The sequence below is a fragment of the Citrobacter sp. Res13-Sevr-PEB04-36 genome, assembly GCF_015672735.1.
Lineage (GTDB): Bacteria > Pseudomonadota > Gammaproteobacteria > Enterobacterales > Enterobacteriaceae > Citrobacter.
This window is the reverse complement of the sequence record NZ_JADABY010000067.1, coordinates 34087-48017: the sequence shown is the minus strand read 5'-3', so window position 1 is coordinate 48017 and position 13931 is coordinate 34087. Positions and strand designations below refer to the sequence as shown.

General features: G+C 46.9%; 13 protein-coding genes and 2 tRNA genes. 6 read left to right on the top strand and 9 right to left on the bottom strand.

Going from position 1 to position 13931, the window contains the following annotated elements:
* Positions 1-332 precede the first annotated feature (332 nt).
* The 3 genes from IMQ48_RS19835 to IMQ48_RS19825 form a co-directional block, all read right to left on the bottom strand.
* On the bottom strand, positions 333-722 hold the full coding sequence (locus tag IMQ48_RS19835; RefSeq protein WP_196210352.1) for a M15 family metallopeptidase: 390 nt from the start codon (positions 720-722) through the stop codon (positions 333-335).
* Positions 709-1020: a phage holin family protein gene (locus IMQ48_RS19830; RefSeq protein WP_370551870.1), complete on the bottom strand. Its 312-nt coding sequence runs from the start codon at positions 1018-1020 to the stop codon at positions 709-711. The genes IMQ48_RS19835 and IMQ48_RS19830 overlap by 14 nt, the downstream gene beginning before the upstream one ends.
* A 642-nt stretch (positions 1021-1662) precedes the next feature.
* A tRNA-Asn gene (locus IMQ48_RS19825) sits at positions 1663-1738 on the bottom strand.
* A 6-nt stretch (positions 1739-1744) separates the two neighbouring features.
* On the opposite strand from IMQ48_RS19825, the gene IMQ48_RS23240 reads away from it, so the two are divergent.
* The 3 genes from IMQ48_RS23240 (at position 1745) to IMQ48_RS19815 (ending at position 3561) form a co-directional block, all read left to right on the top strand.
* Positions 1745-1879 carry a DUF5951 family protein gene (locus tag IMQ48_RS23240; protein ID WP_370551869.1) on the top strand — a complete coding sequence of 45 codons (135 nt, stop codon included), beginning with the start codon at positions 1745-1747 and terminating at the stop codon, positions 1877-1879.
* Positions 1880-1898: 19 nt separating this feature from the next.
* Complete coding sequence (locus tag IMQ48_RS19820; RefSeq protein WP_230326488.1) at positions 1899-3386, top strand: EmmdR/YeeO family multidrug/toxin efflux MATE transporter; 1488 nt, start codon at positions 1899-1901, stop codon at positions 3384-3386.
* A 99-nt stretch (positions 3387-3485) separates the two neighbouring features.
* Positions 3486-3561: transfer RNA gene (locus IMQ48_RS19815), tRNA-Asn, on the top strand.
* A gap of 110 nt (positions 3562-3671) precedes the next feature.
* Here the strand turns inward: IMQ48_RS19815 and IMQ48_RS19810 are convergent.
* The 5 genes from IMQ48_RS19810 to IMQ48_RS19790 are packed head-to-tail and all read right to left on the bottom strand — an operon-like array spanning position 3672 to position 9538.
* Positions 3672-4832, bottom strand: a complete 1161-nt coding sequence (locus IMQ48_RS19810) for an MFS transporter (RefSeq protein WP_196210347.1) — start codon at positions 4830-4832, stop codon at positions 3672-3674.
* Between the two features lie 4 nt (positions 4833-4836).
* Positions 4837-5562 carry an HAD family phosphatase gene (locus IMQ48_RS19805; protein WP_196210346.1) on the bottom strand — a complete coding sequence of 242 codons (726 nt, stop codon included), beginning with the start codon at positions 5560-5562 and terminating at the stop codon, positions 4837-4839.
* Positions 5555-7933 (bottom strand): carbamoyltransferase HypF, encoded by a 2379-nt coding sequence (gene hypF, locus IMQ48_RS19800; protein WP_196210345.1) that lies wholly within the window; start codon positions 7931-7933, stop codon positions 5555-5557. Before hypF ends, IMQ48_RS19805 begins: the two co-directional genes overlap by 8 nt.
* Positions 7905-8942 carry a hydrogenase expression/formation protein HypE gene (gene hypE / locus IMQ48_RS19795; RefSeq protein WP_196210344.1) on the bottom strand — a complete coding sequence of 346 codons (1038 nt, stop codon included), beginning with the start codon at positions 8940-8942 and terminating at the stop codon, positions 7905-7907. The genes hypF and hypE overlap by 29 nt, the downstream gene beginning before the upstream one ends.
* Complete coding sequence (locus IMQ48_RS19790; RefSeq protein WP_196210343.1) at positions 8939-9538, bottom strand: cysteine hydrolase; 600 nt, start codon at positions 9536-9538, stop codon at positions 8939-8941. The genes hypE and IMQ48_RS19790 overlap by 4 nt, the downstream gene beginning before the upstream one ends.
* Before the next feature lie 150 nt (positions 9539-9688).
* Between IMQ48_RS19790 and IMQ48_RS19785 the strand changes: the two genes are divergently transcribed.
* Complete coding sequence (locus tag IMQ48_RS19785; protein WP_196210342.1) at positions 9689-10579, top strand: LysR family transcriptional regulator; 891 nt, start codon at positions 9689-9691, stop codon at positions 10577-10579.
* Between the two features lie 70 nt (positions 10580-10649).
* Here the strand turns inward: IMQ48_RS19785 and fhuE are convergent, their stop codons facing one another.
* Positions 10650-12839 carry a ferric-rhodotorulic acid/ferric-coprogen receptor FhuE gene (fhuE, locus tag IMQ48_RS19780; RefSeq protein WP_196210341.1) on the bottom strand — a complete coding sequence of 730 codons (2190 nt, stop codon included), beginning with the start codon at positions 12837-12839 and terminating at the stop codon, positions 10650-10652.
* A gap of 350 nt (positions 12840-13189) precedes the next feature.
* On the opposite strand from fhuE, the gene hinT reads away from it, so the two are divergent.
* Complete coding sequence (gene hinT / locus IMQ48_RS19775; RefSeq protein WP_005121105.1) at positions 13190-13549, top strand: purine nucleoside phosphoramidase; 360 nt, start codon at positions 13190-13192, stop codon at positions 13547-13549.
* Positions 13550-13551: 2 nt separating this feature from the next.
* A complete protein-coding gene (locus tag IMQ48_RS19770; RefSeq protein WP_196210340.1) occupies positions 13552-13926 on the top strand; it encodes a YcfL family protein in 375 nt (124 codons plus the stop codon).
* The last annotated feature ends 5 nt before the right edge of the window (positions 13927-13931 follow it).

Genomic DNA, 13931 nt, shown 5'->3' with positions numbered 1-13931 from the left:
TAGCTTACAGGCGTATCTGAAGTAAAATAAATATATGCAGCAAGCTGATTATCGGCCGGTGCAAGTTCAGTTTTAACATAAGTAATTGTCATGATTGTATTCCTTTTGGTTCATTCAATGAGATATAGATACGTTTTTTGGTCAGGATCATACGTTGTCGCCAATAGAAATAGCGAACATATAAATTAGTACTGTGATAATTAAAAACAGATTTGTATTAATGCTCCTCCTCTTATAAACTACGCTGAGTAAACAGGGATGTGGTTAATCATCCTGCAAATGCTGGTGTAGCGTATTCTCTACGAGAATAGATCTGCTAAATATACTAGATACTATTCAGGGTACATCTTTCGTGAGAGTTGGAAATGAACGCCATCCTTTATCTCAGTCCAATTTCCACCCCATTCGACATCAACATCCAACTCCTTGGCTGCCTGAAACACAGCCGTTGCAATGGTCTGATAATGTTTAAACTCCCATGATGCTGTACCATTGATAACGGCGAATACATCGACGGCGTGCCCCGTTAAATGCCTGCTTTTTGATATTAATGATTTTCCTGATGCCAATAGCTCAAGCTGCCGTTTTTGGTTTCTTAACCCTTCTGAAATACCGAAATCAATAGGTGATAATTTCAATGCCTTCCTCATCACAGCAGAAAGGTCCTTATGTACGTCTTTAAGATTATTTTCAGTAGTTTTACTAAATTCATGATTTATCATCATTATCTCCAGATATTTTTTTCCAGTAATAATTAAGGGCAACAACACCCATTGCACCTGATATACCGCTGACTGCAAGCGAAGTATGAAATACGGTTCCAAGACTTTGTGACATCAATCCAGAAAGTACGCCGGTAAATCCTGAAACAACTATTTGTGTTAATGCCGAAAATAAACTCCTTCCCGATTGGCCAGACTTTACGTCAAGGAGATATCTAACAAGGCCTCCCCACGCGCCGAATAATATTATGTAAATCCAACTAAAAAATGCATTTGATGATGGGTCTTTCCATGGCAAAACAATTACCTCCAAAGGTTGTATAAGTAAAAAATTACCGCATGATGAGATTATTTTTTCGTAACAGAACTATTGCTTTTGCTATGTAGTAAATAATAAACGTTGAGTGCTCCCATTTTGTGATGAATATCACACGGAATGTAATTAATAGCTTTTGTCGATCGATTTATGAATAATGATAGCTATGTGTTATTGGTGTTGATAATTCTATTTATTAGTGGAATGCATAATGGGGCTAGCGGGAGAGGGCGTAATCCAATAGCAAAACGACTACCGGGTTTCAGAAGGGAATTATGCTGTAACCGTAACGCTATGACCCGTGACGATTTTGCAGTACCTGCGGGTTTTCATCGCGCCGTCGCACGCCTGAGCGACATATCAACACAGATAATCTCGTGCGTTGCACTGTCTGCGGCCAGATGGATACGGATACTCGTCTAACGCAATTCTGGATTCTTTTTGATTGAGCGATATTTGAGATACCGAAGGAGTGAACCCACCTGGATTGGCAGGCAGCTATAAACCATGGGAGTCGGGAAAGTTTGTCACACTAACTTATTGAAATCTGGCCATATAAGTATTCGTAAGTAAGTCTGAAAACAAAAAGCCCACTTAAGTTTCCTTAAGCGGGCTTCTTAAATTTGGCTCCTCTGACTGGACTCGAACCAGTGACATACGGATTAACAGTCCGCCGTTCTACCGACTGAACTACAGAGGAATCGGTGTGGAGGCTTATCTTAGCGGCGAAAAATTTTTTGTCAAATCCCATTTCCCCCAATACGTATCAATTGGTGTTTCTCTCGGCACTTTGTTGCATTTACAGACATTTTATATGGAAAAAACTTTGCAGCTTTTTTGATTCTCCCTCATCATTTGAAATGAGGTTTCAACTTTCTTCATTAAGGTCCACTTTGAACGTCTCCGCTGCCTTACACCAGGTCGTTTCCCGCACGCCCTGGTACGCCAAACGCAAGAGCTATAAAGTTCTTTTCTGGCGCGAAATCACCCCGCTTGCCGTGCCCATTTTTCTGGAAAATACCTGTGTACTCTTAATGGGGGTACTGAGTACCTTCCTGGTTAGCTGGCTGGGCAAAGAAGCTATGGCAGGTGTTGGTCTCGCTGACAGTTTCAATATGGTCATCATGGCATTTTTTGCCGCTATCGATCTGGGTACCACGGTAGTAGTAGCCTTTAGTCTGGGGAAGCGTGACCGTCGCCGAGCCCGAGCAGCGGCCAGACAGTCGCTGGTGATTATGACAATTTTTGCCGTCGTGCTGGCCGCAGTCATTCACTATTTTGGTGAACAGATTATTAATGTCGTTGCCGGAGAAGCGACACCTGAGGTCAAAGCGTTGGCGCTAACGTATCTGGAACTGACGGTGCTCAGTTATCCTGCGGCAGCCATTGCATTGATTGGCAGTGGAGCGCTACGCGGTGCCGGAAACACCAAGATACCGCTGCTGATTAACGGCGGTATGAACATACTGAACATCATCATCAGTAGCATTCTTATCTACGGCATTTTTTCCTGGCAAGGACTGGGGTTTGAAGGCGCTGGGCTGGGGCTGACTATTTCTCGTTATATCGGTGCCGTCGCCATTATCTGGGTATTGATGATTGGTTTTAACCCTGCGCTGCGTATTCCCCTGAAGAGTTATTTTAAGCCGTTGAATTTCCCAATTATCTGGGAGGTGATGGGAATCGGCATTCCTGCGAGTATCGAATCGGTACTGTTTAACGGCGGTAAGCTGCTTACGCAGATGTTCGTCTCCGGGATGGGGACCAGTGTTATTGCAGGTAACTTCATCGCTTTCTCTATTGCGGCGCTGATTAATCTGCCTGGTAACGCTCTGGGATCTGCCTCCACTATTATTACCGGTCGGCGTCTGGGAAATGGACAAATTGCCCAGGCAGAAATTCAGTTGCGGCACGTATTCTGGCTTTCCACGATTGGTTTGACCGCCATTGCTTGGCTAACCGCGCCCTTTGCCGGATTAATGGCCTCGTTCTATACCCACGATCAGGATGTAAAAGAGGTCATAGTCATTCTGATTTGGCTCAACGCGGCGTTTATGCCGATATGGGCTGCATCCTGGGTTCTTCCGTCCGGGTTTAAAGGGGCACGTGATGCCCGTTTTGCGATGTGGGTTTCCATGCTGGGAATGTGGGGCTGTCGTGTGGTGGCAGGTTACACCCTCGGAATCGTCTTAGGTTGGGGTGTTGTCGGCGTCTGGATGGGGATGTTCTTCGACTGGGCAGTACGCGCTGCGCTGTTTTACTGGCGCATGGTCACTGGGCGATGGTTATGGAAATATCCACGATCGAAGCGAGAAAAGTGTATAAAACAACCCATTGCGTCTGAATAAACGCCGAAATGAGGAAAAATTCGGCAAACGATCGTATTTATCCATTCAGGCTTTGACAACGTGGACGGGCATCGCTAATATTCGCCCCGTTCACACGATTCCTCTGTAGTTCAGTCGGTAGAACGGCGGACTGTTAATCCGTATGTCACTGGTTCGAGTCCAGTCAGAGGAGCCAAATTTAAGAAGCCCGCTTAAGGAAACTTAAGCGGGCTTTTTGTTTTCATGCTTTTGATTCCCTCCTTCATCGCACCTTGTGCGAATGTCTGAAACTGACTTTTTTCACAGTTAATCCGGATATTGCGCGGGTAATTGACTTTCCCGAACGACGGGCGCAAATGCAAAAATCATCACCAGCATGACCGCCATTCCTGTGTACACAACAGGAAAACTTGTCATTTCAGCGATATAACCCACAGGTGCTGGTGCCAAAAGTGTGCCAAGGTATCCGATTGTTGTTACGATACTCATCCCCGTGTTGGTGGATATTTTGGGTTGGTTTCCAGCAGCAGAAAATGCGACAGGGACCAGGTTGGCGATACCTATCCCGGTAATCGTGAAAGCGACAATAGCCTGCCAGGGGTGGTTGGCCATTGCAGCCGCAAGAAGGCCAGTCGCTGCTAGCAGGCTGGATAAGCGCAGAACAATTACTGCACCGAAGCGATTACGGATGGCATCCCCTGTAAAGCGAAAAATGGCCATAGTCCCTGCGAAGCACGCAAATGCCAGACTCGCCGTTGCAGTTGTTGCATTGAGGTTCTTCAGTAAGTAGCTTGACGACCAGTCAACGACCGCACATTCAGGGATCATTGCGAGCAGTGCTATAACACCAATTAAATAAATGGTGCATGAGCGAGGCGGGTGTTTCTTACTAATTGTTCGCTCTATTTTATTTTCGCTGTCTTTAATTATGTATGGATATACTGATGATGTTATCACTAAGGACATAACACTAATTAAATATACATGTACAAGAAAACCAAATTGTTTAACCAGATATCCACCAATCAGACCAGAAATGAAAAGACCAATGCTCCAGAAACAGTGACATGAAGAGAGTACAGCACGAGATAAGGCCTTTTCTACTGCCACCGCATTCGAGTTCATCGCAACATTCATCGCCCCGATCATGGCCCCAAGAAAAAATAATGCGGGTGTGAGTAGGAAAAGATTGGAGGCTACGCCGAGAGGAATGAGGGCCATTGATGCAGCAATGGAAAAAATACGCACGATACGCCGTGAACCATATTTTTCCATTGCCATACCTGACAGCGGCATCATGAATAATGCGCCAAGCCCGAAGATGAGAATCAAATGGCCTATCACTTTATCCGTGATGTGGAAACGTGAAACAAGCTGGGCAATTTGCACCGCCCAACCGCCTGTCACGAATCCATTGATACAGAACAGTGTTGCAATCGCCCAGCGTCCCTTTAGCGCTGTGTTCATGTGTTCATCCTTTCAATACAGCCGAAGATGGAGATTTCTTCCCGATGACCAAAACATGGCCCGGACAAAATGAAATCGCGGTATCTCCGTCCAGTCTTGGCATCACTTCAACCCTGGTAAAGTCAGGAATAGCAAGCTTAGCGCCGCACGTTGTCAACTCAACACCACCGATTCCAACGCAAAAAGCGCCTGCGGCAACGGCTGATGTGACGCCACTTTTAGAGTCTTCAAACACGATTGTGTTCTCAGCGGGCAGGCCAAGACGTTCAGCGGCGAGAAGATACGGGTCCGGGAAGGGCTTTCCCCGGACTACGTCATCACGTTCAACAATAACGGAAATGCAGGACTGGACCTGGAGCATAGCCGTTACACGATCGATTTTCTCTCTCCAGCCGCTGGTGACAATGCCTACCGTAATTCCTGCTGCATCCAGCGAGGTGATAAGTTGGGCAACGCCGGGGATAGAATTGTAGTCGGCAGTATTTTCAACATGAATAATATGAGCCTGAACTTTTTGCTGGTCAATAAGCGGCAGGTCACTGAAAAGCGCCTGGATAGTATGTGGTCCTGGCTGTCCGTGAATATGTTTAACAATATCTTTATCGGATATTGTCTTGCCATACATTTTAGCTGCTTCGCGCCAGGCTTTTTCTATAACTTCATTTGAATCAATAAGCACGCCGTCCATATCAAATAATACGGCAGCAGGTTTGTGGGTAAGATTATACATATTCCATTTCCTTATTATTCATATTTCGTGTTTGGCTTAGACTGGATGCAACAACGATTTGCCCCAAAGAAATACCCCCATCATTCGTAGGTACACGTTGATGGCAATAAGCGTTAAGCCCAGCCGCTTGTAATCTGTCCAGGGTATTGATCAGCAGGAATTCATTACAAAAAACACCCCCGCTCAATACAACTTGCTGGGTTTTTGCGTGGGTAGACAGTTGACAACAGACTACGGTAATAATCTCTACGAGAGTTGAGTGAAAGCGGCGGCTTAATTCAGGCAAGTTGAGGGGCAAGGAGGTCAATGCCGAAACCAAATCTTGTATCATCGGGCGATAATCCACTTCGACATGATTATCGTATTCCACGAGAGCGAAGCCAAAGGGTTTTGCCATATGAAGGTCGTGCTGCAATAGTGCTTCTAATTCAATGGCTGCCTGCGCTTCATACTCAATATGTGTACATACCCCCATTAACGCAGAGATGCCATCGAATAGCCTGCCTATGCTACTGGTGACGGGAGAATTGATCCTTCGTACTGCCATTTTGGTGAATACATTGAGCTGCTCAACCGATAAAGTATCCAGTACAGGAATAGGCAGATTGGGGACATGTTCAGCGTAAATTTCCGTTAATAACGAAATTGCCACCCTTATAGGTTCTTGAACTGCACTGTCGCCTCCGGGTAAGGCGATGTGGCGAAGATGCGCTGCGCGTTCAACACTCTTTGTGTCCCCAATAAGGAATTCGCCACCCCAGATTGTGCCATCCGTACCGTAGCCCGTGCCATCGAAAATTACCCCAATAGTTTGACCGCTGAGCCCATTTTCCGCCATGCACGATGCCATATGAGCATGGTGATGCTGCACCTGGATGACCCGCAATTGTGATTGTTCCAGTGCGCTGCGCGTTGAGCGAAATGCCGGATGGAGATCGCAGGCCACAATAGTTGGTTCAATATCGAGAAGCGTTTGCAGATGTTTAATACACGCAAGGTGCGATTTAAAGGTCAGATCATTTTTGAGATCGCCAATGTGCTGACTCATAAATACCTTATTATCTCTGGATATGCTGACGGTTGTTTTGAGTTCAGCGCCAAGTGCAATGATCGGATCGATAGCAGAGGAAAGATAGATGGGGTAGGGGGCGTAACCTCGCGAGCGACGAAGGTATGACAGGTGGGAATCTCTGCCGTCATGACGTGTCATAACACGGACCACGGAATCATCGACACGTGTATGAATATCACGATCGTTCAGAATAAAATAATCCGCAATGGCGCTTAACTGAGCAATTGCGCTTGCATTATCAAATACGATGGGATGGCCTGAAGTATTACCACTGGTCATGACCAGTGCTGGCATTGTTGCATCTTCCAGCAGCAAATACTGAAGGGGGGTTGATGGAAGCATGATACCAATATTGGGGTTGTGCGGCGCGATGATATCTGGAAGAGCATGTGGGCGCTTATGCAGCAATACAATAGGGCGTTCTACGCTTTCCAGAAGGGCTTTTTCATGGGAATTAATAGTGGCAATGCGTTCAGCGTTTTCGACATCTGCTACCATAATGGCAAACGGCTTGGCATCTCTGCGTTTGCGCATTCTCAATTGTTGAATGGCATTCTCATTATTCGCATCCACAACCAGATGAAAACCACCAAGGCTTTTGACTGCCACGATAGCCCCTTCACGTAACCTTGCGATTGCGTAGCTGACAATATCTTTTGTGGCTATTATCGACCCATTATGAGATCTCAGTTCCAGTTTAGGTCCGCATTCCGGGCAAGCATTAGGTTGCGCATGGTAGCGGCGGCTTTCAATGTCTTCATATTCATGTTTACAGGCTGAACACATCGTGAAGGTACGCATAGTCGTTTGTGAACGATCGTAAGGCATCGCCTGGATAATTGAATATCGAGGCCCGCAATTTGTGCAATTAATAAAAGCGTATCGAAAACGTGAGTTCCAGGGGTCCAACATTTCGTTAAGGCAATCACAACAGACATTAGAATCTGGCGGAATAATAGTATCCATTCTCGCGTATTGAAGACTCTTACGGATACTGAACTCTTCGTAACGGTGATCGGTCTGTTCCCGCTGCACTTCCTCAATGCTAATGATGCGGGCCATCGGAGGAGGGGTTGCTACCAGTTCATTAATGAACTGGGTTATATTTCCAGATGTGGCCTGTAATTCAAGTAACACACCTTCTGAGTCATTGAGCACCCAACCTGTGGCTTCGAAGGTTCGAGCCAGTCGATGTACAAAAGGGCGAAATCCCACCCCTTGTACAATACCGCAAATGCGATAACGCCGGGTTTCCCAAGCGCCGCATTGCTCAGCAGAGTCTTGGAAGTTCTGCACCATAGAGCTCCTCTATTGTAGATACCTTTCCATCCGGTTCGAGCATGCGGACTTGCGCTCCAGGTGTGGTAAGTACTTCTCCAATAATTGCTGCCTTTTGACCGAGAGGATGAGCCTGCAATAGTTTGACGACTGTTTCTGCAATGTCGGATTCGACAAATAAACAGAGGCATCCTTCGTTGGCCAAATTAATGACGTCGACACCGAGCATATCGGCAGCCATCGCTGTTTCAGGTTGGATGGGTAAGGATTGTCGAACGCAACGAATCTCATGATTTGCGGCGCGGGCATGTTCATGAAGCACTGCAGAGAGTCCGCCGCGAGTTACGTCCCGCATTGATGCTATTTTTTCGACGGGAACGGCGTTGAGGAGCTGGCGAATCATGTGGTTCAGCGGCGCGCAGTCGCTGAGAATATTTCGTTCAAACCCAAGACCTTCGCGTATTGATAACAGATGAATTGAGTGATTCCCGATATCGCCACTGAGTATTATTTTCTGTCCAGGACGAACGTTTTTAATTGAAACAGGCGTTTTTTCGATAACACCAACACCAGCAGTATTGATAAACAACCGATCGGCCTCGCCCTTGCCGACAACTTTGGTATCTCCGGCAACAATTTTGACGCCTGCGGCAATGGCGGTATCGCGTACTGACTCAATAATGGTGAGCAGTTCGGATATCAACATACCCGCTTCAATAATAAGACTAAGTGTCAGATACAGTGGGCGTGCGCCGCTCACAGCAAGATCGTTCACGGTACCGCAAACAGCAATTTTACCAATATCACCATTCCCAAAGATGAGGGGAGTGACAACAAAAGAGTCAGTGGTAAATGCTATCTTCTGGGAGGGGATCTCAAGGATGGCGCTATCTTCCATCATGCCCAGATAGGTCTCACCCAGAATCTCAGCGATTTTCTCAACCAGTTCGCGACTAAGTCGGGCTCCTGTTCCATGGTCCAGGACAACCGTTTCTGCGGATAATGCCGTTGGCGCTAATTGGCTCTTCATGCGGTTTTCCTTTCGTCACGTTCAGGAAGATCATCATGTTTTGCTAACAGCGACAGAATTTCAGTTGAGGAGGCAATGGTCGCGCAGTAGCTGGAGAGCCATTCCAGAGCACGATTGGTGTCGTCCGTTGAAGGGGCAAAAACACAATCATCAGGAACCCAGACATTGTATCCGCGGAAAAAAGCATCAGCGGCAGTGGTTTGAACACAGACATGCGTTTGCAAACCCGTCACGATTACCGTTTTTACGTTTAGTTTTTGCAGTGTTTCGTCGAGATTATTGTTGAAGAAACCGCTATCCCTACCTTTGACAACAATAAGGTCGGAAGGATGGTAAATACTGCTGATTATTTGGTTTTCAGGGCGACCTGCGAGGGCGGGAATACCGGCTTCGCGATTTTTATAGCGGCGTTGTACAGCGGGATCGTTGGGATCATTAATAAGCTGCAAATGTATTACGGTCTGATGTAGGTTTCTTATTCCGTCAAGGAAGTGATTAAATCTAACGAGTTTTTGTTCTAATTCTTGGGGTGAACGGGTTATTTTATATGTAAATTCATACTGCAAATCATTTGTTAAAACGGCTACATTTGGCATATTTATATCCATTTGTATATTTATAATGTTGATTAATGTGAAGAAAATCAATGTAAGTTATCGATGAATACCGATATTTATCACCTTCTCTTGCTATAATGTGCTGGTTAAGGGTACTTGTATAATTCCATTTTTTTCAAGGTTCTATAAATGAAAGGAATAGATGTAAAACTGCTGCGTGCTTTTGTGACATTGGCAAAAAAAGGAAGTTACAGTAGCGCAGCAAAAGCACTTTTTCTGACGCAGCCGGCACTATCAAAGCAGATACAGATGTTGGAACAACTGACCGGAGGCGAGCTTTTCCTGCGCGGACGTCATGGCGCAAGTTTGACCATATTCGGGCAGCAGCTTTTTTCTAAAGCCAATGAGTTGTTACAATCCCACGTTGACTTCCTGACGTATGCAAAAGAAATAAATACAAAAAACCGTGAGAAATTATTTATGGGATTTGGTATTTCATCTTTTCATCAGGTTCCAAGATGGATAAATCAATTTCATCAGCAATTCCCTGAATGTGAAGTCATCATTAGCCACCTTCCCTCAAGTGTGCAAATGAAAATGCTATTAGAAGGGAGCCTGCATATCGGTTTTGTGCGAATGCCGGTGAGTAAGGGGCTGTCGTCGCATATTATTTTTGAGGAAACACTGGCGCTCGCCGTGCCAGCGAATAGCAATATTGAGTTTATGAATATTCGAAGCGCGATATCGGCATATTCTTTACTTCAGTTAGATCCGTCTACCAGCCCTTGCCTTGCGGAACAAACCGCAGTTTTTTTGCAGCACAATCAGCTTAGCGCTAACCCAGTCACCGTGACAGAGGATATAACGACGATTTTGGCATTGGTTGCTGGTGGTAATGGCGTAGCTTTTGTACCTGAAAGTGTCAGGCATTTTCTACCTGCCGAAGTAAGATTACTGATGTCCGTAGAAAGACAGAACCGTTGGAATATTGGCGTGGTATGGAATGCAAAAATTACCAGCAGCAGGCGTGATGATTTCTTACGACTGGTGATGGCAAGGAATACAGATATTGTGCTGTAAGCGTACGTATAATCTGCGTACTGCATCCACCTGGCGAGCAGATGGATGCAGTGTACAGGCCTGAGAATTATCAGAACTGATAGCTGGCGGTGACGCTGACGTTACGCGGTTCACCGTAGACGATAGAACCATCAATGTTAGTGTCGTAAGTCTTATCGAACAGGTTGTTCAGGTTGCCCTGCAGGGAGAAGTTTTTCGTCACCTGGTAACGGGTGAACAAATCTACCAATGCGTAGCTACCCTGTTCGGCACGGAACGTCCCGTAAGGCGTTACGGTATCGCTGTAAACGCGATTCTGCCAGTTAACACCACCGCCGACGGTCAGCTCCGGCATCGCCGGCAGACGATAACGGGTGAACAGTTTCACCGTGGTACGTGGCAGGTTTGGGTTTACCGCATTGCCTTCGTTATCTTCGGCAACGTAACGCGTTGCGCCAAACGTCATCTGCCAGTTATCGGTGATTGCACCGTTCACTTCGAATTCAACCCCTTTGCTGACCGTACCGTTGGTCGACTTATAGGCCGTTTCGCCATTGCTGCCAGCAATTGGCGTACCGGTAGACTGTGCCAGGTTATCCTGCTCGATACGGAATACCGCAAGGGTGGTAGTCAGGCGACTGTTCATCCAGTCCGACTTTAACCCCATCTCATAGTTGTTACCGGTGATCGGTGAGAGGTATTTACCTGAGCTGTCACGTTTGTTCTGTGGCTGGAAGATAGAGGTATAGCTGGCGTAAGTTGACCAGTTATCATCAATGTCATACACCAGACCGGCATACGGTGTGGTGTGATTTTTTTCCATGCTGTAGGTTAGGGTGTCGATACGCCAGTTGGTATAACGCGCGCCGAGGATCAAGTGCAGTGGGTCGGCCAGCGATACACGCGTCGCCGCGTAAAGCGACTTCATGTGTGTGGTATCGTCCTGGGCCAGCGACTGTGGACGCCAGTTGGTCTCAGGAATATTACCGTCGAAGTTATTAAAATTCCCTACCTCGTTCGGATACACATTGTCCCAGGCGTTGATATAACGGTTGTTCTGTTTGCTGTAGCTGCCGCCGAGCATCAGATTATGTTGACGACCAAACAGGTCGTAGCCACCGTCGGCGAACAGATCGACAGCATCGATCTTACGCTTGCCGCTGTTCCACCCAGTGCCGCCGACGTTGTCGAAGCCAGGTCCATAATTAGCATAAGGGCCGACCAGCATACCGGTGTTTTTGTCGACATAGGCATCGATGTACATTGTTTTGCTGTCGAACTTAACTTCAGAATGGGTAGCGTTCAGGGTTGTCTGCCAGGTATCGGCAAAACGCTGTTTTAGCGTGACAAAGACTTTGTTGATGTCTTTGTCATTGTAGGCCCAGTCCGGAGCCGTGCTGCGTGAACGGTCATAGCTGTTTTTGCTGCCGTCGGTGTTCCAGCGCGGCAGGCCACCCCAGGTTGGGCTGTTAACATCAATACGCTGGTATTCATAACCGGCAGACAGGCTGGTGGTGTCACCCAGATCCGCATCGACAATCCCGGAGAAGAACATTTTTTCGCTGTTGTAGCGGTCAAGCCAGGAGTCGTTATTCTGATATCCTGCGACGATGCGGGCGCGCACATTACCATCTTCGGTTAATGGACTCTGTAAATCAGTGACATAGCGCTGTTTATTCCAGCTGCCGTATTCTGCCGACACATTACCGGTGAACTCGCGACTGGTGGCGTGTTTACGGATCATATTAATGGAAGCCGAAGGGTTACCCGTCCCGGTCATCAAACCGTTCGCCCCGCGCACCACTTCTATGCGTTCAAACAAGGCGGTGTCGGAAAGTGCATCACCGAGGTTCCAGCGGGATTCAAAATAGGTCGGGATCCCGTCGACCATATAGTTATCAATTTCAAAACCGCGGGAAAAGTAGCTGTTACGATCGGAGTCAGCCTGGCTTTTGCTGATGCCTAGCGTATTGTCCATCACATCACCGAGGGTCTGTAGCTGCTGATCTTCCATGCGTTGCTGGCTAACGATAGTGACCGACTGGGGTATATCTCGCTGGGTCATCTGCATTTTTGTACCCGCAGTCGTCGACTTAACGCTGTAATCCTGTTCTTCGCCGGATGCCGAGTCTGCGGTGGCTGAACCATCAACGATCACCGTATCTTCGCTGGCGGCGAAGCCTGAAGCGGGAATAAAAGCCATGGCAATACAGACAGCAAGCAAGGAAGGGGCGACTGCGGGTTGACGCTGAAAATCCCGGTTGTATGTTGTGAAAGACATCAGAAAGTCCTTGATAATTATTAATATTAAGTTCGAATCACTGTTGCGGGTGATGAACCCTTTTGTTGTTAACTATTAAATTTGTATGTAAATGCAAATGCGAAATATACGCATTCATATTCAAGGTGTAAACAGATGCTACAGAGATAAATGAAATATTGTTTCAGTACTCTGCAGGAGCCATAGCGTGGGTAAATGGTTATAAGAACAGTGGAGGGGTAGCTTTTTGCTTAAAAAATCGAGGGTTAAAGTTGAAAGAGCGTGAGTAACTCGCTCATACTCTATACTCGCAGAGTCGTCCGGCGTAGCATGGCACAACGCATGGGCTCTTAATGAAAAAGGAAAATGTCGTGGCAGAAGAAACTATATTCAGCAAAATCATTCGTCGTGAAATTCCCTCAGACATCGTGTACCAGGATGAACTGGTTACCGCGTTTCGTGATATTTCACCTCAGGCACCTACGCATATCCTGATCATTCCTAATGTTCTGATCCCAACCGTTAACGATGTAACGGCAGAGCATGAGCAGGCGCTGGGCCGAATGATTACGGTTGCCGCCAAAATCGCCGAGCAGGAAGGTATTGCCGAAGATGGATACCGTTTGATCATGAATACCAACCGCCACGGTGGACAGGAGGTGTATCACATACATATGCATCTGTTGGGTGGCCGTGCATTGGGCCCAATGCTTGCACATAAAGGTCTGTGATAATGACCAGAGGATGCATCGCGCTGACGCTAGGCTTTCTGTTGCTGGCTGGCTGTCGTTCACACCCCGAAATTCCGGTCAGTGATGAACAGTCTCTGGTGATGGAATCAACGATACTGGCCGCGGGCATAACAGCAGAACAGCCTGCGTTAACCACGTCTGATATTCAACCCTCGGCATCCTCACGACTCTATAACGAAAGGCAAGAACCCGTCACCGTTCATTATCGGTTTTACTGGTATGACGCCAGAGGGCTGGAAATGCACCCTCTGGAAGCGCCACGTAGCGTTACCATTCCGGCACGTTCGTCGGTAACATTGTATGGCAGCGCCAATTTTCTGGGGGCGCACAAGGTTAGACTTTATCTTTATTTGTAAGAGGT